The sequence below is a fragment of the Thermogemmatispora carboxidivorans genome (assembly GCF_000702505.1).
In the GTDB taxonomy this organism is placed as follows: domain Bacteria; phylum Chloroflexota; class Ktedonobacteria; order Ktedonobacterales; family Ktedonobacteraceae; genus Thermogemmatispora; species Thermogemmatispora carboxidivorans.
Genome location: NZ_JNIM01000001.1, coordinates 1,861,857 through 1,887,936, shown reverse-complemented (window position 1 = coordinate 1,887,936; position 26,080 = coordinate 1,861,857). Strand labels below are relative to the sequence as shown.

The 26,080-nt window shown below is 60.5% G+C and carries 22 protein-coding genes; 15 read left to right on the top strand and 7 right to left on the bottom strand.

Going from position 1 to position 26,080, the window contains the following annotated elements:
• Positions 1–79: 79 nt before the first annotated feature.
• Positions 80–301 (bottom strand): heavy-metal-associated domain-containing protein, encoded by a 222-nt coding sequence (locus tag N688_RS07475; protein WP_052888697.1) that lies wholly within the window; start codon positions 299–301, stop codon positions 80–82.
• Between the two features lie 41 nt (positions 302–342).
• Complete coding sequence (locus N688_RS07470; RefSeq protein ID WP_202901860.1) at positions 343–654, bottom strand: metal-sensitive transcriptional regulator; 312 nt, start codon at positions 652–654, stop codon at positions 343–345.
• A gap of 295 nt (positions 655–949) precedes the next feature.
• Between N688_RS07470 and N688_RS07465 the strand changes: the two genes are divergently transcribed.
• The 3 genes from N688_RS07465 (at position 950) to N688_RS07455 (ending at position 3,434) form a co-directional block, all read left to right on the top strand.
• Positions 950–2,077: a WD40/YVTN/BNR-like repeat-containing protein gene (locus N688_RS07465; protein ID WP_052888696.1), complete on the top strand. Its 1,128-nt coding sequence runs from the start codon at positions 950–952 to the stop codon at positions 2,075–2,077.
• A 289-nt stretch (positions 2,078–2,366) separates the two neighbouring features.
• Positions 2,367–3,041 carry a copper resistance CopC family protein gene (locus N688_RS07460; RefSeq protein WP_162179514.1) on the top strand — a complete coding sequence of 225 codons (675 nt, stop codon included), beginning with the start codon at positions 2,367–2,369 and terminating at the stop codon, positions 3,039–3,041.
• Positions 3,042–3,047: 6 nt separating this feature from the next.
• Positions 3,048–3,434, top strand: a complete 387-nt coding sequence (locus N688_RS07455; RefSeq protein WP_052888694.1) for a FixH family protein — start codon at positions 3,048–3,050, stop codon at positions 3,432–3,434.
• A gap of 69 nt (positions 3,435–3,503) precedes the next feature.
• On the opposite strand, the gene N688_RS07450 is transcribed toward N688_RS07455, so the two are convergent.
• Positions 3,504–4,544, bottom strand: a complete 1,041-nt coding sequence (locus N688_RS07450) for a sensor histidine kinase (RefSeq protein ID WP_052888693.1) — start codon at positions 4,542–4,544, stop codon at positions 3,504–3,506.
• Positions 4,545–4,738: 194 nt separating this feature from the next.
• On the opposite strand from N688_RS07450, the gene N688_RS07445 reads away from it, so the two are divergent.
• Positions 4,739–5,530, top strand: coding sequence for a response regulator (locus N688_RS07445; RefSeq protein WP_052888692.1), 792 nt, complete (start codon positions 4,739–4,741; stop codon positions 5,528–5,530).
• Between the two features lie 22 nt (positions 5,531–5,552).
• On the opposite strand, the gene N688_RS07440 is transcribed toward N688_RS07445, so the two are convergent.
• Positions 5,553–8,240 (bottom strand): MGH1-like glycoside hydrolase domain-containing protein, encoded by a 2,688-nt coding sequence (locus tag N688_RS07440; protein ID WP_052888691.1) that lies wholly within the window; start codon positions 8,238–8,240, stop codon positions 5,553–5,555.
• A gap of 357 nt (positions 8,241–8,597) precedes the next feature.
• On the opposite strand from N688_RS07440, the gene N688_RS07435 reads away from it, so the two are divergent.
• From N688_RS07435 to nagZ, 8 genes are all read left to right on the top strand, one after another.
• The gene (locus N688_RS07435) at positions 8,598–9,761 is read left to right on the top strand and encodes an acetyl-CoA acetyltransferase (protein ID WP_052888690.1); all 1,164 of its coding nucleotides are present in this window, start codon (positions 8,598–8,600) and stop codon (positions 9,759–9,761) included.
• 15 nt (positions 9,762–9,776) lie between these two features.
• Positions 9,777–10,187, top strand: coding sequence for a Zn-ribbon domain-containing OB-fold protein (locus N688_RS07430; RefSeq protein ID WP_052888689.1), 411 nt, complete (start codon positions 9,777–9,779; stop codon positions 10,185–10,187).
• A 155-nt stretch (positions 10,188–10,342) separates the two neighbouring features.
• Positions 10,343–12,502 carry an acetate--CoA ligase family protein gene (locus N688_RS07425; protein ID WP_052888688.1) on the top strand — a complete coding sequence of 720 codons (2,160 nt, stop codon included), beginning with the start codon at positions 10,343–10,345 and terminating at the stop codon, positions 12,500–12,502.
• Positions 12,503–12,596: 94 nt separating this feature from the next.
• Positions 12,597–13,049 (top strand): MaoC family dehydratase, encoded by a 453-nt coding sequence (locus N688_RS07420; protein ID WP_052888687.1) that lies wholly within the window; start codon positions 12,597–12,599, stop codon positions 13,047–13,049.
• Positions 13,050–13,377: 328 nt separating this feature from the next.
• Positions 13,378–14,124, top strand: coding sequence for a GntR family transcriptional regulator (locus N688_RS07415; RefSeq protein ID WP_052888686.1), 747 nt, complete (start codon positions 13,378–13,380; stop codon positions 14,122–14,124).
• A 144-nt stretch (positions 14,125–14,268) separates the two neighbouring features.
• Positions 14,269–15,204 (top strand): N-acetylmuramic acid 6-phosphate etherase, encoded by a 936-nt coding sequence (gene murQ / locus N688_RS07410; protein WP_052888685.1) that lies wholly within the window; start codon positions 14,269–14,271, stop codon positions 15,202–15,204.
• Positions 15,201–16,199, top strand: coding sequence for a BadF/BadG/BcrA/BcrD ATPase family protein (locus N688_RS07405; protein ID WP_081838619.1), 999 nt, complete (start codon positions 15,201–15,203; stop codon positions 16,197–16,199). Before murQ ends, N688_RS07405 begins: the two co-directional genes overlap by 4 nt.
• An 18-nt stretch (positions 16,200–16,217) precedes the next feature.
• On the top strand, positions 16,218–17,891 hold the full coding sequence (nagZ, locus tag N688_RS07400) for a beta-N-acetylhexosaminidase (RefSeq protein ID WP_052888683.1): 1,674 nt from the start codon (positions 16,218–16,220) through the stop codon (positions 17,889–17,891).
• A gap of 154 nt (positions 17,892–18,045) precedes the next feature.
• Here nagZ and N688_RS07395 read toward each other — a convergent pair whose 3' ends face one another.
• The 3 genes from N688_RS07395 to N688_RS07385 form a co-directional block, all read right to left on the bottom strand.
• The gene (locus tag N688_RS07395) at positions 18,046–19,011 is read right to left on the bottom strand and encodes a carbohydrate ABC transporter permease (RefSeq protein ID WP_420341013.1); all 966 of its coding nucleotides are present in this window, start codon (positions 19,009–19,011) and stop codon (positions 18,046–18,048) included.
• A gap of 5 nt (positions 19,012–19,016) precedes the next feature.
• Entirely contained in the window at positions 19,017–19,937 is a 921-nt protein-coding gene (locus N688_RS07390) for a carbohydrate ABC transporter permease (protein ID WP_081838618.1), read from the bottom strand.
• A gap of 482 nt (positions 19,938–20,419) precedes the next feature.
• Entirely contained in the window at positions 20,420–21,814 is a 1,395-nt protein-coding gene (locus N688_RS07385) for an ABC transporter substrate-binding protein (RefSeq protein WP_052888682.1), read from the bottom strand.
• Between the two features lie 494 nt (positions 21,815–22,308).
• Between N688_RS07385 and N688_RS07380 the strand changes: the two genes are divergently transcribed.
• From N688_RS07380 to N688_RS07370, 3 genes are all read left to right on the top strand, one after another.
• On the top strand, positions 22,309–23,889 hold the full coding sequence (locus tag N688_RS07380; protein WP_156025337.1) for a helix-turn-helix domain-containing protein: 1,581 nt from the start codon (positions 22,309–22,311) through the stop codon (positions 23,887–23,889).
• Positions 23,890–24,100: 211 nt separating this feature from the next.
• On the top strand, positions 24,101–24,658 hold the full coding sequence (locus N688_RS07375) for an RNA polymerase sigma factor (protein WP_162179513.1): 558 nt from the start codon (positions 24,101–24,103) through the stop codon (positions 24,656–24,658).
• A complete protein-coding gene (locus N688_RS07370; protein WP_052888679.1) occupies positions 24,655–25,974 on the top strand; it encodes a WD40 domain-containing protein in 1,320 nt (439 codons plus the stop codon). The genes N688_RS07375 and N688_RS07370 overlap by 4 nt, the downstream gene beginning before the upstream one ends.
• Positions 25,975–26,080 lie beyond the last annotated feature (106 nt).

Below are 26,080 nucleotides of genomic sequence, written 5' to 3'. Positions count from 1 at the left end.
CTCCTTCCCCACCGCCTCCTTCTTCCTGGTTCCGTCTGGTCAGTCGACCCGGCTGGGCCGTAACGACCAGGCTGCTTCGTCAGTGGACAATGCTATAACCGATCTCGTCGAGCTGCTTTTCAATTTGCTCCAGCGAGATCCGCGCCGGATCATAGGAGAGCTGGATGCTCTTGCCTGCGATGTCAACACTTACCCGCTCGACTCCTTGCAGCGTACCCAGCGTGCTTTCAATCGCTCGCTGACAGTGCTCACAGGAAATGTCTGGTGAGATAAGCGTCACCGAGGTGCTCGCGGTGCTCATACCCTTTGCTCATCGTCCTTTCTTTCTTTCTTTCTTACTCTTCATTCCTCCATAGGAGGCAGCTCGCCGGCCTCCTGGGCCTTCAAGTGGTTGCCTGCAAGAGTAAAAAGTTGCAGGAGCTCGGCGACAACGGCATCCTGACGTCCACTTTTAATGCCTTCGGGAACGCAGGTATGCAGGTGCCCTTCGAGAATGATGGCTTCTACTTTCTCTAGTGCCCGCCGTACAGCATAACTCTGACGCAGGATATCAACACAGTATTTGTCTTCTTCTACCATTTTGGAGATGCCGTCGAGATGGCCCTTGATGTAGGAGAGCCGTTTCAATACTTCACGACGGCGTTCTTCTTGCACAGCGGCTGGCTCCTTTCTGCTGTCCGTCTTGCCTGTCATGGGGCTTCTTTTCCCAGTATACCATACCCCCCGGGGAGGGGTCAAGAGAGAGGCTGAGCTGAGAGCCATCGCTCCCCGACGGACGAGAGCCGTCTCGACAGCTGCTATCAGGAATCTGCCCTATTGACCTTCGATGGTAATGTTTTTCTGTAAAGACAATCGCCGGGCCAGGCCAATCCTGGTTGTCGCTCGCTAAGCAACCAGGCCGTTGCGCATCCAGGGTCGTGAGTCCGAGCGCGTGGATGAAAGAGGCACAATGGCGACTTCACAGCAGCGTTCGCAGGGTGAGCTTGTTTCGCAGGAGTCAGCATCGAAAGCAGGAGGACGGCAGAGGCGAGGGCCATATGTCCTTCTGGCCATCGTCTTGCTCGCGGTGATTGTGGCCGCCAGCTGGGAGCTTTTAAGCAATCGCCGCAGCGCGACCGATCCAACAGTGCCAGGGCGTCCACTCTCAAACCCGGAGACGCACCTGCATACGCTGGTCGTAGGCGATGGTGGGCGCAGTCTCTATCTGGGAACACATTTCGGTCTTTTTATGAGCCACGATGGCGGAAAGAGCTGGCCTCAGCCCCGCGGCGCACTGGCGCCGGCGATGGTGACCTCGATTGCTCTTGCTCCGGGCGATCCCAGTGTGCTCGCAGTGATTGCTGTACCAAGCGGAATCGGCAGCGAGCAGCCCGGCGTCTATATGAGCCGCGACGGGGGCCAGAGCTGGCGTCTGAGCAATCCTTCTCATCTGCCATCCTCGGCCTATCCTTTTTCAGTGCAAGCGGGTAGTGGTCCCGTTGGCCATTTCTATGCGTTCTTCGTCTACGCCGGCTGGTACGAAACAACAGACTTCGGAGCGCATTGGCGCCCTATTACGAGTGGGGCGCTCTCGGCAATGCAGACCCCCTTGTTCTTGACTGATCCTGTGCAGCCCCATCATCTCTTGCTCGGGGGTGATCAGGGACTCTTCGAAACAACCGACGACGGGAGTCGTTGGCAGCGCATCCAGGGAGTCAATGGGACGGTTCTCAGTCTGACAGCCACGCGGACCCAGCCACGCCTGATCTTCTGTGCCACCGATGAGGGTCTTTATCGCTGGCAAGATGGAAGCAAACAGATCACTCACCTGAGTGGTCCTACACCGAATGCTTCCCTGACACGCCTGGTCAGCTCAGCTGATGGCCACGTTCTTTATGCCCTGGCCGGTCGCGATCTGTGGTTCTCCTCTGATCAGGGCACCAGTTGGCAGAAACGCTTTACCTTCTCGCGCAGCGACCTGATGACGCTGCAGCTCTCGCCAAGGCAGCCCACCCTGCTGTATGCCGCTTTTTTCTATCCCGCCAGCGTGCTTTTCAGCCAGGACGGGGGACACTCCTGGCAGGTATTGACCGACTAACCTTTTCTGGGGCGCCCCCTCTGGCTGCCGATCGTCCGACAGGCGGCTTCTTCCCTGGCTGCCTGGTCCTTTCGTGAGAACACCTTACGGTGCCTGGCGGGAAGAATAGGGATTCTTCCTAATGGACAGCTGGTAAGCAGCTTCTTATGCTACGACCAGAGGCTGTCTGGCCTGAAGCTGTCCATTTGTCTGTCTATTCCTCCATGAATGGGAAGAGAGAGTCTGATGAGACAGCGATTTGGCCAGAGCAGGAGCCACTTGCGGAGATGAAAAAGTGAGGATGCTAACTATGCTCTACTCTCAGTGGCGACTCATGCGCTCGGTGCAGCTGGGCTGTGTACTGCTCTTGAGCGCGTTGTTGCTCTTCGTTGTTGATGTCAACCCTGTTTCGGCCCATGCTAAGGTCATCGATGCCAATCCTAAAATTGGCTCAACAATTAGCCAGGTACCATCGACAGTGACGGTCTTCACCGCCGAGAATATGAATCCCGATCCCAGCAAAAGTAATCTGTTCGTCTACGGGCCAGCTGGGGAGCTTATTAGCCAGGGGAATGCCTCTATTCCCTTGAACAATCCACGAGAGATGTCGGTACGCATCAAGCCGGACGGCAATGGAGTCTACATCGTCCGCTGGATCACTACTTCAGCAGAGGACGGCGATGAAGCCGAGGGGGCTTTTATCTTCACAGTACAGCCCGCAGGGGCAAGCAGCAGGACCTCGACGCCTGCTCCTGCTCCCACAGCTCAGGCTTCTAGCACGTCAACTTCGTCGACCTCGGGTGGAGCAAGTAATCTGCCACTGTGGGTGAGCGTGGCAGCCATTGCCGGTTTGCTCGTCGGTGGCGGCGCCGGCCTTGGTCTGGGTCGGAGCCTGAGTCGCCAGCCCGCTAGCTCTTCCGGTCTGGCGCAGATGCGACGTGAGATCACACGTGAAGAGGAGAAGGATACCACGCCGAGAGGGTGAGCGCTTATGCGTGTGCGCCCGATTTTTTGGCTGCTCCTGGCTTTTTCTTGCGTGGCAGCCCTGACACTGGCCGCGCTGTGGCCTGTTCAGGTTCCGGCTGTGCTCCGGGTGCACGTAACGGAAGAGCCGCCGTTGCGCGTGGGGACAACACGCTTGCAGCTGCAGCTCACCGATCCCCAGGGGACCCCCATCGAGCAGGCTCAGGTCAGCTCTTCGGCCTGGATGCCAGATATGGTCATGGGGCCGACGCCGATCCATATTCGGCAGGAGGGGCACGGTAGCTATAGCGTGCTGGTCTTTTTCTCAATGCCAGGCGCCTGGGCCATCAAAATAGAGGCGCGTGCCAAAGGCTTTACGCCGCAGCAAGAGATTCTCCATCTGGAAGTAGCCTGAGCTGAAGGCAGACGTGTAGGCTAGTACCAGGGAGGGAAACACAGCGACAGGGTGCGGCGAGTAAGATCTTTAGCTCACTGGCAGAGGGAGAATGGCCTCAACATGCGTCCCCTGGCCCGGGCGCGCATCGATAGAGAGTCTCCCCCCAAGGAGAGCAGCGCGCTCTCGCATGCTCACCAGTCCCAGGCCGTTGCTGGGCTGCCCTGGATCGTAGCCCAAGCCATTATCTCGAATAGAGAGATGGATAGCGCTGGAGGCCAGCTGCAGCGAGAGCTGCGCCCGGCTGGCGCGCGCGTGTCGCGCCACGTTGGTAAGTGCCTCCTGAGCAATGCGAAAGAGGGTGGTCTCATAAGGGGGCGGCAAGCGTTGCCAGAGCGCCTGCTCTTCGATAGTTAGCTCTACTGGCAGGCAAAAGCGCCGATGGCAATCTTCAACCAGCCAGCGCAAGGCCGCGACCAGACCGAGGTCGTCGAGCACAGGCGGGCGCAGGCGCTGGGAGAGCTGACGAACGGCATCGAGCGTCTGCTGGGCCAGCTCGCTCAGCTGCTGGCAGCTTGCAATGAGCTGCCGGCGCGTCTCGCTCGTCATACTCTCTGCGGGCAGGCTCTCCACGGTTCGCAGGAGGATCTCGCAGTAGACGAGAACAGCGGTCAGATTCTGGCTGCTTTCATCGTGCAATTCACGAGACACGCGCCGCAGCTCTTCCTCTCTGGCTTGCAAAATCAGCGCCGATTGCTGACGGCGCAGCTCTTCCAGACGGTCCAGCATCGTATTGAAGGCAGCCGCAAGCTGGCCTACTTCAGAGGAATCTGCGGGGGCCGACTCGGCCCGAGCTTCGGTCTTGCCTGCGCTGATCTGGCGAATGACTCCCAGCAGACGAAAGAGCGGTCTAAAGCTGGCACGTAAAAGGAAGGCATTGATGGCAATACTGAGCAAGGTAGCTGCAACCAGAAAGGTCGTGTCAATGAGAAAATGATGGGCTTCCAGTGCGTGGCTGGTCACCCAGAGGGCCGTGACAGCTTCTGCCAGCAAGAGTAGACTGTTAGTGAGGATGACTTTTTCGAAGAGCGAGAGCTGCCAGCGCCGCAGCCATTCCCAGATGATCCGCATCGTCATTCTCTTTCTGGCACGCTCCATGCATGGGCAGCAGAGGCGCGTTTCCTTTCGTGCTGAGTCAGCGGTTGAGACCAGCATAACTCGCCCGTCCGGGCAGGGCCAGGCCAGGTTGGCAATGGCTCTTGCTGGCCTTACACTACCTAATAATAAAACACTGTTGACAAGAGGAGGCAAGAAGGGAGAAAGCAATGGAGGACGAGCAGCCGGCCAGCGCTTGTCGTACAGCTGATCGAACGATTCGTCTGGTGCTGGCCGACGATCACGATATTTTGCGCCAGGGCCTGAAGCTGCTGTTAACGCTGCAGCCGGAGATCCACATTGTCGGGGAGGCCAAGACGGGCACAGGGGCAGTAGAGATGGCGCGCCAACTGCGGCCAGATATTGTAGTCATGGACATCACGATGCCAGAAATGGATGGCCTGGAGGCCTGCCGTCGCATCCGTGCTGAGCAGCCGGAGACCCAGGTTCTCATTCTGACCATGCATGACAGCGAGGAGTACTTTCTGCAGGCCCTACGCGTGGGGGCTAGCGGCTACCTGGTCAAGAAAGCGGCGCCAGCCGAGCTGCAGAGCGCGGTCCGGGCCCTGGCCGACAACGGGGCCTTCCTCTACCCTGGTCTGGCTCGCTCGCTGATCCGCGTCTATCTGGAACACTGCACGGCCCAGGAAGAGAGTCAGACTCAGGAGAGCGGCCAGCCTGCCCGTGAGTCGCCTCCTGGTGAGGAGGCAGAGAAGCCGACCGATGAGCTGCGCGTGCTCAGCCCGCGTGAGCTGGAGGTCCTGACACTGGTCGCCGAGGGCTACACCAGCCAGGAGATCGCCAACCGGCTCGTGCTGAGCGTCAAAACCGTGCAGGCCCACCGCGCCAATATTATGGAGAAGCTTGGACTGCACGATATCCCGCATCTGGTGCGCTTTGCCATTCGCCACGGCCTGATTTCGCCCGACGACGGCCCCTCTGGCTCGCGTCTCCGTCTCTAGCGTTAGCCCCTCTTGCTCATGCTCAGAGAGCCGCCGTCTCGCTCGCCAGGTCTGTCAGCAGACGAGCGATGAGAGCGGTCCAGCCAGTCTGATGGCTGGCACCCAGGCCACGCCCCGTATCACCATCAAAGTACTCGTAAAAGAGGACCAGATCGCGCCAGTGCGGGTCGGTAAGAAAGCGTTGTTCGCTCCCACACCAGGCAATGCTTCCTTGCTCATCGGGCAGGAAGAGACGACAGAGACGCCTGGTCAGCTCCTGGGCCACCTGCGCCAGTGTCAGCCACTTCCCTGAGCCAGTGGGGCACTCGATCAGGAGGCTCGCCCCGTAGAAGCGATGGTAGCGTTCCAGGGCTTCGATCAGCAGGTAGTTCAATGGGAACCAGATAGGGCCGCGCCAGTTAGAGTTACCGCCAAAGAGGCCGCTGCGCGATTCCGCCGGCTCGTAGTCAATGCTGAGCTGTTGACCATCGAGCACAATGGTGTAGGGGTGGTCGCGATAGTAACGCGAGAGCGAGCGGATACCATAGGGAGAGAGAAACTCGCTCTCATCGAGAAGGTAGCGCAGGACTCGCAGCAGGCGCTCACGCGAGGGAATGGCAAGGAGCCGATGCGTTTCAGAGTGTTGGCCACCTCCTTGCAGGTAGGAGATATGGCGGGCCAGATCGGGCCGATTCTCCAGGAACCAGCGCAGGCGCTTGGTGAAGCCGGGCAGAGCGGCGAGGCGCTCGTCATCGAGGATGTCGACCGCCAGGAGAGGAATGAGGCCGACCGCCGAGCGCACTCGGAGGGGCAGGCTGCGCCCATCGATGAGCAGCTGATCATAGTAGAAGCCATCTTCTTCATCCCACATGCCGTTTCCACCCAGGGCATTCATGGCATCTACAATGGCAATGAAGTGCTCGAAGAACTTGGAGGCGACATCTTCGTAGGCATGGTCCTCATGGGCCAGCTCCAGGGCAATGGAGAGCATCGTCAGGCAGTAGAAGGCCATCCAGGCAGTGCCATCGGCCTGCTCCAGCTGCTCGCCTCCGGGGAGAGGGCGTGAGCGGTCGAAGAGGCCAACGTTATCAAGCCCCAGGAAGCCGCCACTAAAGAGATGCCTGCCCGCGATATCCTTGCGGTTGACCCACCAGGTGAAATTGATGAGGAGTTTATGAAAGGTACGGGCCAGAAACTGGAGATCGCGGGCGCCACGAGCCGCCGTCATCTTGTAGACTCGCCAGCAGGCCCAGGCATGGACCGGCGGATTCGTATCCGAGAAGGCGAATTCATAGGCTGGGAGCTGCCCATTGGGGTGCATATACCATTCGCGCAAGAGCAGGATTAGCTGCTGCTTGGCAAAGTCAGGGTCAAGGCTGGCAAAGGCCACAGCATGAAAGGCCAGATCCCAGGCAGCATACCAGGGGTATTCCCATTTGTCAGGGACGGAGAGAATATCGCGATTGAAAAGATGCTTCCAGTCGTCGTTGCGCCCGCTGAGACGAGAAGGCGGCGGCACGGGTTGCGTTGGATCGCCTTTGAGCCAGGTGGCCACGTCATAGTTGTAGAATTGGCGATTCCAGAGGAGACCGGCGTTGGCCTGCCGGATCACCCGCTGCGCCTGCTCAGGGAGGGCAGACGGGATGCGCGCCGCATAGAAAGCGTCGGCCTCTTGTTGGCGCTGGGAAAAGAGGGTCGTGAAACTCTCGCCAAAGGGGGCAGTCGGCGCTTCGCTCTCGGCAAAGAGGCGCAGATGTAACTGACACTCCTGAGCGGCGGGCAAGGTGAGCACATAGTAAAAGGCGGCTTTCGTCCCCTCGTGAGCTGGATTGACCACCTCCTGACGCCCTTCGATCACATAGGCATGGAAGGCATCCTTGACGTAAGGGCTGGCATTGGTGGCACCAAAGAGGCGCTGGAAGTTCGTTTCGTTTTCTGTGAAGAGGAGACGCGGCGTCGGCAGATCCGACCGTTGCTCGGCGAGCAGCCAGAAACGGCCCAGCGAGACATGATCGGCCACGAGGGCCTGACCATCGGGGGTACTCAGACGGGGCTTGGGCCAGTAATCCTCACCCTGCTGGCCCCAGCTCCAGGTATTGCGAAACCAGAGCGTGGGCAGCAGGTGCAGCGTCGCTGTCTCGGGGCCACGATTGGCCACCGTGAGGCGGATCAGGATGTCATTGGGAGAGGCTTTAGCATATTCGACGCCGAGATCAAAGTAGCGATTTTCATCAAAGATCCCGGTATCGAGCAGCTCGTACTCCGGCTCCGCCCGAGAGCGCCGACGATTCGCCTCAAGAAGCTGCGCGTAGGGATAGGCTCGCTGAGGATATTTGTAGAGGGCGCGCAGGTAGGCAGAGCTGGGCACAGCGTCGAGGTAGAAATAGTATTCTTTGACATCCTCACCGTGATTGCCTTCGGCGTTGGCCAGCCCAAAGAGCCGCTCCTTGAGAATAGGGTCCTGGCCATTCCATAGGGCTACAGCAAAGCAGAGCCGACACTCACGGTCACAGATACCCAGCAGTCCATCCTCGCCCCAGCGATAGACACGACTACGAGCGTGATCATGGGGAAAATAGTCCCAGCAGTTTCCATCGGGGGAATAATCCTCGCGTACCGTCCCCCATTGGCGTTCAGCCAGATAGGGGCCCCAACGTTCCCAGTTGCGTTCATGGCTCGCCGCCTGATGTAAGCGCGCTTCTTCCGCCTGCGCAAGCGTCTCCTCATCCATATAGAGATAACTCCTTCCGTTGCTGGACCTGGTCTTGCCAATGGCCAGGCTCCTCCCCAGAGCTGGTACCAGCCTGCTGGCTATCCATCTGTCTGGCTGGTCTGGTCAGGGATGGGCCTGCCCGGACTGGCCGTCTGTTTATAGAACGGCTGACTGTGTCCTGCCGCTGCAAAGCGCTCCTCTGTGGCCGCGCGCTGTCACGGGAAAGGATCATCATCCATGCGCTGTTTTGTCACTTTCTTTTCCCTCATTGAGCCTTGCGCGACTGGCAGCGAGCAGCGTGGCCGGCACCTGGGCTGGACCGAGGGAAAGATGATAGACTAATACTACAAACACGTAGACAGGCTGGAGGCATGCATGTCCAAAGCATCCGCGCCGCGTAGCCCGCGCGCCGCCATTGTCGGCGTTGCCGAGTCCGACCTGGGCTACACTCCCAACAAAACCGTCCTGCAGCTGCAAGCCCAGGCAGCCCGCACCGCCCTCGAAGATGCCGGGCTGAGTTTCGACGAGGTCGACGCCCTCTTCTGCGCCGGCAACTGGTCCTGGTCTCCCACCCTGACCCTGGCCGAGTACCTCGGTCTCAGGCCGCGCTATAGCGACTCGACAAATATCGGCGGCTCCTCGTTTGAGGCCCACATCGAGCACGCTGTGGCCGCCATCGAAGCCGGTCTCATCGAAGTAGCCCTCATCGTCTACGGCAGTACCCAGCGCTCCGACCGCTCCCGTGGCCGGATCAGCCCCGCATACCGTCTCACGGAACAGTTCGAGGGACCGTTTGGGCTGCCCACGCCAGTAGGGGCCTATGCTCTGGCCGCCATGCGCCATATGCACCAGTTCGGCACCACCAGCGAGCAACTGGCCGAAGTCGCAGTGGCGACGCGGAAGTGGGCCATGCTCAACGAGAAGGCCATGATGCGCGACCCCATCACGATCGAGGATGTGCTCAACTCCCGCTGGATCGCCGAGCCGCTGCATTTGCTCGACTGCTGTCTCGTCACCGATGGCGGAGGAGCCGTCGTGCTGGCTTCAGCGGAGCGGGCGCGCCAGACTCGCAAGCCGCCGGTCTGGGTGCTGGGCCACGGTGAAGCCCATACCCATGCGACGATTGCCAACATGCCAGATCTGGCCGTCCATCAGGCCGCTATTGCCTCCGGCCAGGCAGCCTTTGGTATGGCCGGCCTGCGGCCCGAAGAGATCGACGTTGCCGAAATCTATGATTCCTTCACGATCACGGTCATCATGACCCTGGAAGCCCTCGGCTTTTGCCCGCTCGGTGAAGGGGGGGCCTTTGTCAGCGGTCAACGTACCGCTCCGGGCGGCCCTTTTCCCATGAACACCAACGGCGGTGGCCTTTCCTACTGCCACCCCGGCATGTACGGCATCTTTCTGCTCATCGAGGCCACGCGCCAGCTACGCGGCGAGTGCGGCCCGCGCCAGGTCCCCGGGGCCCGTCTCGCCCTGGCTCACGGCACTGGCGGCGTCCTATCCTCAGCGGCCACCGTCTTGCTCGGCAAAGACTGAAAGAGAGAGTGCAGCATGAGCGAGGAAGCAACTTACGCCCTCCCCCAGAGCGATCCCGAGTCAGCCCCTTACTGGGAAGGCATCCAGCACGGGGAGCTACGCATCCAGTTTTGCACATCCTGCCAGCGCCACGTCTTCTACCCGCGCACCCTGTGCCCGCACTGCCATAGCGATCGGCTCACCTGGGTCAGTGCTTCGGGACGTGGGACCATCTACTCGTATACCGTCGCCCACCGCGCTTTCGGTCCCTTCGCCGCCGAGGCTCCCTTCATCATTGCCCTCGTCGAGCTAGAGGAAGGCGTGCGCCTGATGACTCGCCTGCTCGATGCGCCACGTGAGCGCCTGCGCATTGGCGCCCCGGTTCAGGTCAGCTTTGAGCGGCTGAGTGGGCGCCCCCCTCTGCCCTTTTTCCGTCTGGCAGAATAGGTCACCCGAGTAGCCTATCCAGCCAGCCATCAGCATGACCAGCAAGCGGAGTACGCAGGCAGCAAGCGAAGTGGCCAGGGCTGCCGCTGTCGGCAGTGCTCCTGCTGCAGTTGTCGCACCAGTGCAATGTCGCAGCCCATAAAGGATGAAGGCTCATGGAGCAAGAGACCCCCATCGCAGCAGAGCGGCTGAAGGCATTTTTCCACCCGCGCAGCATCGCCGTGGTCGGAGCCAGCGACGAGGTGCGCTGGTCCACCTATCTCGTGCAAAACCTGAAAGCCAGCAACTTCTCTGGACCGCTCTACCTGATCAATCCACGGCGTCCGTATGCGCACGGACAGGCTACGCTGCCAACGCTGAGCGTTCTGCCAGAGGCAGCGGATCTGGCCTTCGTCATGGTCCCGACCTCCCAAGTGTTGCCAGTCGTTGCCGAAGGAGCGGAGCGCGGCGTACGCCATTTTGTGGTACTGACGGCGGGCTTCCGCGAGACCGGCCCGCAGGGCGAAGAGCGAGAACGGGAGCTGCTGGCCTTTGCTCAGGCCCACGACTTGCTGATCCTCGGGCCGAATGGGAATGGCTTCATTAACGCTGCCGCTGGCATTACTCCCTACGGACTGCCCATCAACTTCCCCTTGCGCAGCGGACCGGTGGCCGTGGTGCTGCAGAGCGGAGCGCTGGCCAGCGCCGTGTTGGCTTTTGCCCAAACCCACGCCATTGGCCTCAGCCTCCTGGTTTCGCTGGGCAACGAAGGGATGATCAGCCTGTGCGATGTACTTGAGTATCTGCTGGCCGACTCCACGACGCGAGCCGTGGCCATCTTTCTCGAAAGCATTCGCCAACCAGAGGCACTTCGTCGGCTCGCCGCCCGAGCGCAGGCCCAGCGCTGCGCTTTAGTCGCGCTCAAGGTTGGCCGCAGCGAGGCTGGCTCTCGGGCCGCCGCTGCCCATACTGGGGCGCTGGTCGGTGATGCAGCAGTCAACGCCGCCGCCCTGCACCAACTGGGCATCATCGGCGTCTCCTCTCTCGAGGATCTGTTAACAACTACAGCCCTGGCCGCCTACCACGGTCCGTTACCGGGTCGGCGCCTGGGCGCGGTCACTCCCTCGGGCGGCGCCTGCGACCTGATCGCCGATCGCGCTCAGGACGAGGGCCTGCTCCTGCCCGAGTTGAGCAACAGGACACGCCAGCAATTGCAGACCGTGCTCCCCCCCTTTGCCACGCCCCACAATCCGCTCGATGTGACTGGCTATGTGGTTGTCGATGGCACGCTCCAACAACGGGCCCTGGCCATCGTGCGCGAAGACCCTCAGCTTGACTTCGTGCTCAACGTGGTGAGCGTCGATGGCCTGCGTCGCCCCACTCCTGAGAGTCAGCAGGTCCTCCACAACCAATATGAGCGCCTGGCAGAGCTGGTACACAACTCGCCACGTCCGATCTTGCTGGTCTCGAACACCTGCATCGACCTGCCAGCCGCGCTGCTGCCCATTATCGAGCAGACCGGCCTCCACATCATAGCCGGCCTCGAACATGGCCTGCGCGCCCTCGGTCGAGTACTCTGGTGGTCGGAGCAGCTCCGCCAACCACAGCAGCCCGAAACGGCGGAACCAGAGCCAGGGCCGGCGCTCACCCTGGACAGGACCACACTGCCTGCCCCCGACCAAAGGAGCTGGTCAGAGGTCCAAACGCGCGCACTTCTGGAACAGGCTGGCATCCCGCTCGTACCAGCCCAGCTGGCGCGCTCTCCCTCCGAGGCCCTGGCTGCCGCTCGCCACTACGGCTTTCCCGTTGCACTCAAGATCCAGTCGCCGATGATACTGCACAAAAGCGACATCGGCGGCGTTGCGCTGAACCTCAACAGTGAAGAGGAGGTCGTCAGGGCCTTCAACCGTATCCTGAGAGCTGGCCGCCAGCAGGTGCCAGCGAACGCGATTGAGGGCATCCTCGTTAGCCCCATGCGCCAGGCGGGCTGCGAACTGCTGGTCAGCGTCCTCGCCGATCAGGTCTGGGGCCTCACTCTGACCGTTGGCCTCGGCGGCCTGTGGGCCGAGATACTCCACGATATCGCCTTGCGCCCTCTACCGCTTAAGCGCCGCGAGATTCGGGCCATGCTCGAAGAGCTACGCGGCTTCCCGCTGCTGCGCGGTCTCCGCAATCAGCCCGGCGTCAACCTGGAGCGCCTGAGCGCCGTGATCTCTCAGATCGCGCTGCTGGCCCAGGCCCTGGCCCCACACTTGGAAGTACTGGAGATCAATCCCTTGCTGGCCAACAGCGACCAGGTGGAGGTCCTCGATGCCCTGATCATCTGGCGCCACTAAGCACCGTCCAGACCTTACTACGATGCCCACGCTCATAACCGGTCAGCCCACTTTCCGCCTATGAGGCAGGAGAAAGGAGGAAAGCAAGACACCTATGGCAGCATCAGCAGAGTTCAAAGAGCAGGTGCGCCGCGCCTTCACGAGCATTCAGCCCGGGCAGCGCTATGTCTTTCGTCGCACCTTTACAGAAGGAGATATGACGCTGTTCTGCGGCCTGACAGGGGACTATAATCCCTATCATCTCGACGAGACCTTTGCACAAACCAGCTGGTACGGAAGACGCATCCTTCCCGGCTTGCTCACCAGTAGCATGATCACCCATATCGGTGGTATGTTGGGCTTTGTGGCCACCGAAATGCATTTTCACTATCTGAAGGCCGTTTATCCAGGAGAGACTATCACCTGTACCGTAACCTTCGTCGAGAAGGACGAAGAGCTGCGCCTCCTCTCGGCTGAGGCCAGCTTTGTGAATCAGGACGGCGTCGAGGTTCTGCAAGCCTGGTTCAAAGGTTTCCCGACCTTTATCCGCCTCCAGGCAGAACCTTAACCCGATCACGAGTCCCCTGAGCAGGCGAGCCAGTCAGAACGCGGCAGGCAACAGGCGCTGACTGGTCTTCGCCCGGTATAGTGGTATATACAACTATCAAAGTAGACCATAGGGGGGAGCGTGCGGTTACGGTACCGTGGGCTTCTTTAGGGGAGGGAAGGTCTATGGTCTAGACAATATACCAAGTAGACAGGCTATGTGGTATACTGTAATCTGTGTTGACCTTGATCGTCGAGGCCCTGAAAGTGAGTTCTGCCACGAGCGAGGTCCGAACGGACACATGAGTGACGTTAGTAAGCGAGCAAACATCTTCTGAACAGGAACAGCGATGAGTACGATCGTGAGAAAAAGCCCATTGCCACGTTACTATCAACTCAAAGAGATCATGCGTGAAAAGATCCGGAGCGGTGAATGGAAGCCGGGGGACCTGATCCCCTCCGAGCGCGAGCTTGGCGAGCAATACGGGATCAGCCGGATGACGGCCCGGCAAGCAATCACCGAACTCGTAAATGAAGGACTCTTCTACCGCGAGCAAGGGAAAGGGACCTTTGTCAGCCGGCGCAAGATTACCCAGCAGCTCATCCATCTGACGGGTTTTACCGAGGATATGAAGGCACGTGGGCAGCAGCCCGGCACGCGCGTCCTCTCAGCCGAGATGCGCCCAGCGGAGGAAGCCGTCGCTGAGCGGCTGCGCATCAAGCCCGGGCTCCAGATCTTCCGCCTCCACCGCCTGCGTCTGGCTGATGGGGAGCCACTGGCTATCGAGGTCTCGCATATCAGCTTTATCGGCTGCGAAAAACTCCTCGAAGAGGACCTGGAGCACAATTCCCTCTATCGCCTGCTGGAGACCAAATACGGCCTGCCCTTACTGGAAGCCGATCAGGAGCTAGAGGCCGGACTCATCGGCAGCGAGGAGGCCCAGTATCTCAAGGTTCCTGTCGGCAGCCCAGCCCTCTTCACACGGCGCGTTACCTATACCGAGCGCAATCAACCGATCGAATACGCATCTTCTGTCTATTGTGGAAACAAATACGTCTTTTATACTCATATGAAGCGCGAGCAACTGCTCTCGTAGCGTTGCCCGGGGCCGTGCCAGGCAGCCGGGATCACAACAGGCAGGGCATCCCAGGAGAAGCGGCCCAGCCCGACGGGAGAGGGGAGCTAGCAAGGCGAGCCGAGGCTGGGAGCTATTTCAGTTTGAGAGTGAGGAGCAGTCAACATGTCAGCCTCTTTACAGCCTGACCATCCCGCTGAGCCAGCCCTCAGCGCCCTGGTCACCGAGCAGGACAACCCCGCCAGCCGCGACATTGATCGCAAGAGCGCTTTAGAGATCGTCGAGATTATTAACGCTGAAGACGCCCGTGTCGCAGAGGCAATCAAGCAAGAATTGCCGCAGATTGCCCGTGCCATCGAGGCCATCGCCGATCACCTGCGTCGTGGTGGGCGCTTAGTCTACATGGGGGCAGGGACTTCGGGGAGGCTTGGTGCTCTGGATGCCTCGGAATGTCCCCCGACCTTCAACGTTCCGCCAGAGCTTGTCATTGGCTGGGTTGCCGGTGGTCCTGCCGCGCTCAGCCAGGCTAACGAGGATGTCGAAGACAGCGCTGAAGCCGGACGGGAGGATGCGGCGCGCTTCCAAGTTGGGGCCGCCGATGTCCTGGTTGCCATCACCGCCAGCGGACGCACGCCTTACGCGCTGGGAGCTGCCAATTATGCTCGTGAGCAGGGGGCTTTGACCATCGGCCTGGCGTGCAACCGTCCGACTCCTCTTGAGGCCATTGTAGAAATCATGATCGCGCCCGTGGTTGGGCCCGAGGTCATTACCGGTTCCACGCGGATGAAGGCCGGTACCGCACAAAAAATGGTGCTCAACATGCTCAGCACGGGGAGCATGATCCTGCTGGGAAAAACCTACGGCAACTTGATGGTCGATGTCCAGGCCACAAATTACAAGCTGCAGCAGCGGGCGCTGCGCATCGTTCAGCTTGCCACCGGGCTGGAGCGGAGCGCCGCCGAGGCGCTGCTGGCACAGGCCAATGGCGAGGCGAAAACAGCGATTGTCTGTGCACGCAGCGGCCTTGATCCCCAGCGTGCTCGTCAGCGTCTGGCCGAACATAACTTTATTTTACGCGCAACACTGGATTCGCTATCATGATGGGAAGCACAGCACAGCAGCACGCAGTCATGTGTGATGAGGAGTTCTATCTTGGGATCGATGGCGGGGGCAGCAAGACACTGGCAATTGCTGTTGATCGCCACGGACGCGAGCGGGGGCGCGCTCTAGCTGGAAGCGCAAACTATGCTTCCGTGGGGCAGGAAGAGGCTGTCCGCCAGGTATGGCTGGCTGCCGAGCGCGCTTTGCAAGCCGCCGGTGCCAAGAGTCGGCCTCGGGCTGCCTGGATTGGTCTGGCTGGGCTGGACCGTCCAGCCGATCATGTCGTTCTTTACCCTCCTCTGGCAGCGCTGGCCGACCAGGTCCATGTGACCAATGACGCCGAGCTTCCTCTGGCAGCCCTGGAGCAGGCCGTAGGCGTCGTGCTCATTGCCGGCACTGGCTCCATCGCCCTGGGACGAGATGCTAGCGGCTGCTTGCGCCGGGCTGGAGGCTGGGGTTACCTCTTGGGTGACGAGGGAAGCGGTTATGACATTGGGCACCAGGCCCTTCAGGCTGCCACTCGCGCCGCCGATGGCCGCGGTCCCCACACCAGTCTTCTCCCCCGCATTCTGGCTGACTGGGGATTAGAGCGCGCAGAGGATCTGATTGGCGCTGTCTACCACGGCCTGGAGACTGCCGCGGTCGCTCGCCTGGCGACATGTGTCTTCGCGGCAGCTCGCGAGGGCGACCTGGTAGCACGTCGCATCGTAGGCAACGCGGCCACCGAGCTGGCGCTGGCCGCTCTCGTAGTCAGCAACCAGCTGGAGTTTCCTGATAACGTGGTACCACTGGCACTGGCAGGCAGTCTGCTGGTACGAGAGGCGCCTTTCCGCGCTCAGATTCTGCGGCGGCTGCGTGCACGACGGCGCCTCGGCCAGGTGGTCATCGTCGAAGAGCCGGCGCTCAGCGCCGCCAAAGCAGCGATCCACCTGGAGTCGGTGCTCCCCTCACAGAACGCCAGCTGCTCTTCGCTCCAGCCTCTATCTGAGCGCTGAAAGAAGGGAGAGACGTAGATGCCCTCTCATCATTCATCACCTGATGCACGAGTCGAGGGAGCTGCTCCGAGCGCCACAGAGCTCCGTGGCCAGCTTGGTCAGCTCCTGATGGCCGGCTTCGAGGGGACGGAACCCTCGCCCGCCATTCTCGACCTCATCGAGAATCACCGGCTGGGCGGGGTCATTCTCTTTTCACGCAACATCGAGAGCGCAGAACAGGTCTATCATCTGACCAGCGCCCTGCAGGCCAAAGCCCGTGCAGCTGGCCATCGCTCACCACTACTGATCGCCATCGATCAAGAGAATGGCATGGTCCAGCGGCTAGGTGAGCACGTCACCCTCTTTCCAGGCAACATGGCCCTGGGGGCCAGCAATTCACCAGAGCTGGTGACTGCTGTCGCCCGCGCCACTGGGCGCGAGCTGCGAGCTCTGGGCATCAACATGAACCTGGCACCGGTCCTGGATATCAACAACAATCCGGCCAATCCCGTCATCGGCGTCCGCTCCTTTGGCGAAGATCCCGAGCAGGTCGCCCGCCTGGGTCTGGCCGCAGTCCAGGGCTACCGCGAGGCCGGCATCATGAGCTGCCTGAAGCACTTCCCGGGACACGGCGACACGGCTACCGATTCCCATCTCGCTCTGCCGCTCATCCCCCACGATCTGGCCCGCCTGGAACGATTGGAGCTGGTTCCTTTCGCTCGCGTGCTACAGGAAGAAGGAGCCGACTGCATCATGACGGCTCACATTGCCCTTCCAGCTCTGACCGGCGCCCCAGAACGACCCGCCACGGTAGCCCCCCCGATTATCTCCGGCCTGCTCCGGCAGGGCCTGCGTTTCGACGGCGTGGTCATGAGCGACTGTCTGGAGATGGAGGCGATCGCCGCTACTTTGGGCGTCGAGCAGGCCACGGTAGAAGCCGTAGAGGCCGGTCTCGATCTGATCTTGATCTCGCACCGTTACGACCGCCAGCTGGCCGGATTGGCAGCTATGCGCTCCGCGCTCGACGCGGGGCGGCTCTCGCCAGTCCGCCTGTACCAGGCTCTGACACGCCTGCAACGTCTCAAAGCACGCTATCTCTCCTGGGAGCAACTGCCGCGGCCCGAAGGGCTGCGCCTGCTCAAACAGCCTGAGCATCTGGCCCTGCAGCGGCAGAGCTACACCCAAGCCATCACTTTGCTCCGCAACGACGCCGGGCTATTGCCTTTACGGCTAGCCCCCGAGCAGCAGCTCCTGATCGTCCTTCCCCAGAAGGAAGGGAGCAGCCGCGTCGAAGATCAGCGCTATCCTGTCGAAGCGCTCATCGCTGCAGTACGACGCTATCATCCCAGAACGGAGGCGCGGCTTCTCTCGCTTCCTCTTTCCGAGCCCGCGAGCCAATCGCTGCGCGAGGCAGTAGCCCAGGCTCAGCTGGTACTCCTGGTGACGGTCAATGCCTACCTGGATCGCGCTCAGAGTGAATACATCAACTGGCTGGTGAGGGAAGCCCCATGCCCCGTCGTTGCGCTCGCCGTCTATAGTCCCTACGACCTTCTGGTCTGTCCCCAGCTCACTACCTACTTACTCACCTACGAGTACACCCGGCCTGCTATCGAAGCTGCCGTCGCCGTCCTCTTCGGAGACAGTCCCCCCCAGGGCCGCCTGCCGGTGAGCCTGCCATCCCTGCATGCCCGCGGCGAGGGGCTCCGCTGCTAGTCAGTCGTCAGCGACGAAGGCGATCCCGCTCCCTCACGCTGGCGAGACATCGGGCGGGATCGCCTTTTTGTTTCCCTGGCTTGAACTCGTAGCGTAGCCTCCACCACGCCTGGATGAACAGGCAGGAACCAACCAGAGAGGCAGACCGACAAGATCAGCCTTTGACCGAGCCAGCCAGGATACCACGCACAAAGTAGCGCTGCAAGGTAAAGAAGATCACCAAGGGCAAGGCCATCGAGATAAAGGCCGCCGAGGTCAGCACCTCCCAGTTCGAGCCATAGGAATTGACCAGATTGGCAATCGTCACCGTCATGGGAGCCCGATCGGGGTTCCCTCCCATGAAGACCAGAGCCACCAGCAGATCATTCCAGACCCACATAAACTGGAAGATCACCAGAGAAGCCAGCGAGGGCACCGAGAGCGGTAGCAGGATGCGGAAGAAGATGTTGATGTTGGAAGCGCCATCGATGCGGGCAGACTCAAAGAGATCGCTGGGGAGTCCAGCAAAGAAATTGCGCAGCAGGTAGACGGCGAAAGGGAGGCCGAGGGCGGTATGCATCAGCCAGATTCCCAGGTAGTTACCGGTCAGCTGCAAGCCTGTCGCCTGGGCCAGCATCGTATAGAGTCCCAGCACGGGGATCAAAGTCATCTGGACCGGGATGACCATCAGCGCCACAATGGTCAGAAAGATCCAATCGCGCCCGGGGAACTCCATCCAGGCAAAGGCATAAGCCGCAAAAGCCGCCACCAGGGTCGGGAGAATCGTCCCCGGAATAGCGATAATCAGACTATTGAGGAAAGCCTGGCCCAGACCCTGAGTATGGAGGACGTACTCATAGTTCTGGATGGTAAAACTCCAGGGAGGAACGAGAGCCGTCCACCAGCCGGTGGCATGGATCAGCGCCGGGAGGCGCAAGGAGCTAATGAAGAGGCCCAGAGTAGGTACCGACCAAACGAGTGCAATCAGAATGACGATGATCGAGACCAGGCTATGGTTGACCAGGCTCAGGAGCCGCTGGCGCAGGGGCTGGCGCCCCACTCTGGCAGCCTCCCCGGCCATTGGGAGGGCCGACGCTGCTTTCTGGGGAGCGACCAGGCTTGATTGAGCTTCAGGATTCATGGTACTCATCGCTGCGCCTCCTGCACGCGGAAACGACGAATATTGAAGTACATGATGGGAATGATCGCCAGCAAGAGCAGGACAGCCAGAGCACTGGCCACACCAAAGTTGTTGAAGTTGAAGAGCTGCTGGTAGTACTCAACAGCCACAACATTGGTGCTGTAGTTGCCCCCCGTCATGACGTAGACGATATCGAAGATCTTCAGGATGTTGATGATCATCGTCGTCGTCACCACGGCAATTGTCGGGCTGATCATCGGCACAATGATGCGGAAGAAGATGGTTACCTCTCCTGCCCCGTCGCAACGGGCAGCCTCCAGAATCTCGCTCGGAATCCCCTTAATGGCCGCCGAGAGGATCACCATACAGAAACCTGTCCACATCCAGACGTAGACCGCGATCAAGGCGAAGTTATTAAAGCGGCTATCGGTGATCCAGGCCTGCGGCTGGCCTCCGAGGGCCGTCAGCAGGGCATTGAGTAGACCAATCTGCGTCTGGCCAGGCGGCGCATACTCATAGACAAAGCGCCAGATGACGCCCGCCGCCACGAAGGAGAGGGCCATCGGCACAAAGATCGCCGCTTTCGCCACGCTTTCAAAGCGCACGCGATCGACCAGCACGGCGATCAGCAGGCCCAGCACCACCGTCGCCACTGTCGCCAGCACGAGCCAGAGCAGGTTATTGCGTAGCACCTCCAGCAGTGCAGGGTTCGTGAATATCAGAATATAGTTGTGCAGTCCAACAAACTGGGTAGAAGTGGCATTCAGGAAGCTGAGCCAGATCGTGAAGAACATCGGGTAGAGCAGAAAGATGATCACAAAGAGGACCGCCAGCCCGATCCAGAGCCAGGGGGTTAGGCTGAAGCGCTTTCTGCGCGCCGTTGTCTTCGTCGGAAGGCTCCGCTGCTCTTCGATGGCTTTGATCATAAGCACACATCCCCTGGGAACAATTGTGTTCATGACACAGTACGTAGCGGCAGGCCAGAGCAGTGTCAGCAAGCCTGTGCCTCTCGATCTGTGCCGACACACCTGACACCAGTACCACGTAAAAGGGAGCGCAGAAGCTCCATCTATCCAGCCGGACCTGTTTCCCCTTGCGGGAGGTCAGAGTCGGGCCGGCACACCGAAGGAGTTCCAAAAAGGCCTACCAGGAGGGGGCCTGTACCTCTTGTACCTCTCACCGCGGGTCATTCAGTAAGTCGAGCTGGTCACGCTGAGCGGCGCGCTCAGCCCGAGGGCGAGGCGGGGCTGGCCTTCTCTCCCCGCCTCTGGGACGTCAGCTCGGCAACCTGCCCTTTAGCCTCAGCAGCCATGTGGCCCTGCCAAGGGAGAGGAAAGCCAGCGGGCAAATTGCCAAGCAGATGAGCATGCGCTCTCAGACGAACGGGAGACGCAGCACTCACTCCTTATCAGGAAGTGTATGCCTGCTGAGCCGTTGACTCCAGCGAGCTCAGAATACTATCGAGCTTAGTCGGGTCCTTAATGAAATCCAGCATGGCCTTCCAGTAAGCTGTCTCCATCGCTGGCGGCATCAGGTCATCGGCCCCAAAGCGGAAGATCGTTGCACTGGTCAGCATCTGCGCCGAAGCGCGGGCCACATCGTTGGGATAGGCCGACAAGGAGACAGCCTTGCTGGGCGAGGTAAAGCCACCGCGCTTGACCCAGATCTCTTGCGCCTGAGCTGTTTCCAGATACTTCACCAGCTCGCGCACCCCATTGTTATCCTTCAGAGCCACGATCACATCAGCGCCCCCCGTCACAGCTCCCTGATATTGAGCAGTAATCGTCGGGAAGGGGAAGAAATTGAAGTCCTTGCCAGGCTGGGCGCTCTTGAACTGCGCCGTAATGAAGCCCGCAGTGAAATCGCCAAGGTAGTAGAGGTAAGCCTCGGGCGGACTCTTGAAGGGGGCATAGCTGGCATCCTGGAAATTGGTTGCTAGAATCGACTGCGGCGCTCCATTGATGTAGTGCTTGCCCGCGATGATTTGAGCGAAGGTCTGGAAAGCCTGCTTGACGCTGCTGTGGGTCCAGGGGATCTTGTGATTGACCCACTGATCGTAGAGATCCGGGCCCGACTGCAGCAAGAAGATCTCATCAACCCAGTCGGCAGCCGGCCAGCCGCTGGCCGAGCCGCTCTCGACCCCCATCGACCAGGGATACTTGCCCTTGCCGGCAATCATGTCAGAGAGCTTGATCAGGTCGTCCCAGGTCTTGGGAACCGCGCCGCCAATCGCCTGCAACTGGGTAGGATTGTACCAGATCGTCCCCTTGTTTGCCGCCTTGTAGAAGAGCGCGTAGAGGTGACCGTTGTAGGAACCCAGATCGACCCAGGTCGAAGCGTAATCGCTCTTCACCTTGTTCATATCCAGGAAGGAATCGAGAGCGATCAGCTTGCCCTGGCTGGCCAGCTGCTGCATCTTGCCCGGGTTGGGCAACACAGCAATATCCGGGGGATTACCGCCACGCAAGCGTGAGGTGAGCACGGCATCCAGATCGCGCGTCGCCTCGATCTTGACGGTGATCTTCGATTGACTCTCGAAAGGGGTCACCACTGCGTCAAACGATTGCTGCTCCTCGCCGCTCCAGACATTGAGCACATCGATCGAGCTGACCGTCGCTGGCGTGCCGGTGCCCCCGGTGGTGCTGGGCGTACCACAGGCCGCTAGCACCGAGGCGGCAGCGCTCGCTGTCAACCCGAGCGCCATCGCGCGCTGTAGAAAGACTCGTCTTCCGATCCGCTGCTCACTCAGATCTTCTACGAGCTGATCTAGCGCCTCGCGCTGTTGCCGATCATAAATAAACATAAGCTCCTCCTTTGGGCTGATGATGCTCGGCGCACTACAGTTGCCCGCAATTTGCAACTGTCACAGACAAACAGGGAATGGAGCAGTAAGCTGTCTGTGCAGACAGAGAGAGTGTAGCCAGGCACCCCCGTACTGGCAACGTCCCCACAGGGACAGCATGACGGCTCATAGACGGCTTGATCTAGCCAGCGCTCCCTCCTTCCTTCCTTTTCTTCTTCTTCTTTTTTGCTTCTTTGCTTGTTTTACTTGCTTCAGGACCTGAGCTGACCGCGCTACGACAGGCAGCTACAGCGGCTAGACTGTTCAGAACAGGGGACCTGGCCAGCCTCTGGCCAATCAAATCAAGCAGGCTGATTACGCGGGGCCAGAGCAGCGACCTTCCTCTCATTTTCTGAAGGTGGAGTCAATCTTGAGCATTTTCCTGTCAGATTTTTCCTGGCGCTCCTGTCTTACAGTATAGGCAGAGGGACAACAAGCGCAGAAAGGATACAGCCGTGAGCAAGGCCAGGAAAATGCCTGCCAATGACCGACTCCGCAGCGAGCGACTCCGTCGGGGCTGGTCGCGCGAGTATGTGGCAGCCCAGATTGGCGTGGCTGATCCGAAAACCATTGGTCGCTGGGAACGCGGGGATGCGATCCCCAGCGCCTACTTCCGCCAGAAGCTCTGCAGCTTCTTCGGCCTGTCAGCCCAGGAGCTGGGCCTCTACCAGGAGCCCGCTCACGCCACCGCTTCGGCCAGCGAGCCGCCCGCAGGCGGACCGATCCGAGCGCAAGAGGAAAGCAGTCACGAGTCGCCTAAGCAGCCGGGCAGCGACAAAAATCTCTTTGATCCTGCCATGCCACTGGCGACCCCCGAGAGCCTTTCGCCAATTGGCCGCGATCGGATCTTATCTCAGCTCAAATCGCAACTGATGCAGGAGCGGAGCAGCAACACGGTGGCTCTCTATGGCCTGCCTGGGGTTGGCAAGACAACCCTGGCCCTGGCGCTGGCCTATGATCCAGAGGTGCAGGCCCACTTCAATGGAGGAATCCTTTGGGGCCGGCTCGGCAGCGAACCTGATCTTCCTGCCCTCCTGCGTCACTGGGCAGCGCTACTGGAGATCCCTCCTCACATTCAGCTCCGTCTGGAAAGTCTGGAAAGCTGGGTCCAGGCCCTGCGTGCCGCCATTCAGCATCGGCGCATGCTGCTAGTCATTGACGACGCCTGGTCATACGCTGAAGCTCTGCTCCTGATGGTCGGAGGACCGCGCTGCGCCTACCTGCTGACGACCCGCTTGCCGGTGGTGGCCCTGCATTTCGCCAATGAGCGTGCCTTCCACGTTCCTGAGCTGGAACAGGAGCAGGCGCTGGCGCTCCTGGAGCGCTTCGCTCCCCTGGCCACTCGTCTGGAACCGGAGGCCAGTCGCGCTCTGGTGCAGGCCGTCGGCGGCCTGCCGCTGGCTCTGACGCTGATCGGGCGCTACCTGCAGGCCCAGACCTACTGCGGCCAGCTTCGTCGCTTACGCGCGGCTCTGGAACGTCTCCAGAATCCTCAGCTGCGCCTCTCGCTGGAGGGTTGCGACGCCACCGTGGAACCTCACCACTACCACGCGCAGGCCGCGCCACCATCGCTGGCAACGGTGCTTGCCATCAGCTACCGCCGTTTGAGCCGTGAGGCCCGCCAGGCTTTGACCTGCCTGGCCGCCTTACCTCCGAAGCCGCAGGCTTTTCATGAAACATCTCTAAGCAATCAGGTCTCGGCTCAAACGCTCGATGAGCTGCTGGATGCTGGCCTGCTGGAAAGCGTCGGTCCAGGCAGCTATACGTTGCACCCGGTGATTGCCGAGTACGCCCGTAGCGCCTCTTACCTCCAGGACCTTCCTCAACCTGGAGTCAGATCTGGCACCGCTTCTGCTACGCTGGCAGAGCGCTCGCGCGCCGGGAGCTTCAGCTCGTCTGAACGTCCTGCACGCTGCACGGATCTGACACCGATGGTGTATCATGGAGGGGAGAGATCTCAGCCGTCGCTGCCTGCGTTCCATTACCAGGACCACCAGCAGCCGGCTCATGCTAATCCCCTGGCGCTCTCTCCCTGAGCTGCCTCTTGAGGGGTCCAGGCTGCCACCTGGCGCTCTCTCTGGCTCGCTTGTCTGAGAGAGCGCTATCCAAAAGGCGGCAGGCCCAGAGAAGACGCCGGGGTCTCTCTGCAGTTGTCTTCGGCAGCTCGCTAAGGAACCTCCTATGGCCTACAGGATAGAGGACACGTCTTCATTGGAGACAAATGGCTCACCTGATGAGCTCGCTCTCGTGCAACGAGCGCAACGCGGCGACGAGGCTGCCTTTAATATACTATTCGAGCGCTACGCACAGCAGATCGCTCGCTACCTGAAACATATGGTCGGCAACGATGGAGTGAGCTGCGATCTGACCCAGGATACGTTTTTCCGCGCCTGGCGAGGACTGGCTGGCCTGCGCAAGCCGCAAAGTTTTGTCAGCTGGCTGTACCAGATCGCTACCAACCTGGCTCGTAACTATCAGGAGCAGGCCAGACGCATGCAGTACGTGCCCTGGGAAGACTACCTTGAGGACAGCCGCGAGCTGAGCACGCTGGGAATGGAACGACATATCGAAGAGCGCGAGCTGACCCAGATCGCGCTTGCTCACGTCTCGCCAACGTACCGCGCCTGTCTCATTCTGTACGTCATTGAAGGGCTACCACAGCGCAAGGTAGCCGAACTGCTGGGCATGAAAGAATCGTGCGTGAGTAAATATCTCAGCCGAGGCAAAGAGGAGATGCGCCAGATCTACCAGCGCCTGGAGAACGAAGGGCTTCCCATCAGGCAGAGAGGAGGCAAGCGGAAATGAAGCAGTCGCCGCGTCCCCCTTGCCCATCCTGGGCTGAGAAGCTCGCCCTACGCCTGGAAGACCTCTCACCTGCCGACCGAGAAGCGCTGCAGGCTCACTTGCAGGGTTGTCCAGTCTGCGCAGCAGCCCGGGCCGACTACGAGCTGCTTGATGCTCGTCTGCGAGCCCTTCCCGACCCGGTGCTCAAGCCCGTGCCTCGTCTGGCCGCTCTCATGAGCAAGTTCGCCACTGAAGAAGAAGAGCACCCTTCACAACGACGCGGAGGTCAGAGTCGTCCGGCGAGCAGCTCTCATCATGGCTCCGGACCAGTTCGCTGGTCACGCCAGCGCTTCTGGACCGCCGTAGCCGTTCTGATCGCAGCTTGCCTGATGCTGGCAATGGGCCTGCCATTGATGTACCAGCTCACGGCGAATGGGGCCACCAGCCCGGGTACGCTGCTGGTTTCCTATCACGGACAAAGTAGCGCTATCAGCTCTCTCACCTGGTCACCGGATGGCAACTCGCTGGCCTCGAGCGAGATCCAAGGCAATATCGAAGTCTGGAGCGCCCTGAACGGCACGCTGCGCTATCGCTACGAGGCTGGCGCCGGTATCGCCTATGCAGTGGCCTGGTCCCCTAATGGGCGCTATCTGGCCGCGGCCTTCGAGAATCATACCGTCGAGGTCTGGAACACCGAAACGGGCCAGCGGATCTACCGCTTCACCCGCCACACGGATATCGTCTATGCGCTGGCCTGGTCGCCAGATAGCCAGCGGTTGGCTTCCGGTGGAGGAGATAACCGCGTCTGGATCTGGGACGCCACTACCGGCGCCCATGCCATTGTCTACAACGGTATCTTCCCCGTGAAGACACTGGCCTGGTCGCCAGACGGTAACTACCTGGCCGCAGGCGACGACGGCGATATTGTCCGTATCTGGAATGTACATACCAGCAATCCGGAGACGCCACTCCTCTCCTACCCGGCCCACAGCGACGCTATTACCGCTTTGAGCTGGTCGCCGGACGGTCGCTATCTGGCTTCAGCCAGCAAGGATGGCACAGTGCGCGTCTGGAATGCTAAAACCGGTAGAACCTTGCGGGTTTACACCGGCCATCGCGGTAGTGTCAACGCTGTTGCCTGGTCGCACGACGGACGTTTCATCGCCTCCGCGGGAGTCGATGCTACTGTCCAGGTCTGGAATCCTTTCAACGGCGAGGTGGTGCTGATCTACCGAAAGCATAGCGAGGAAGTCAACGCCGTTGCCTGGTCTCCTAACGACCACTATCTGGCCTCCGCGGGCTGGGATAAAACGATACAAGTCTGGCGTGCTCCCTGACTACGCTGGGAGCCGCTGGCGCTTACCAGCGGCTCTCTTCTGCGCGGAGAGAGCAGCAACCACCTCCCAAGCGATCCCATTTCCCTCTCACCTCAAGCTCCTTCCT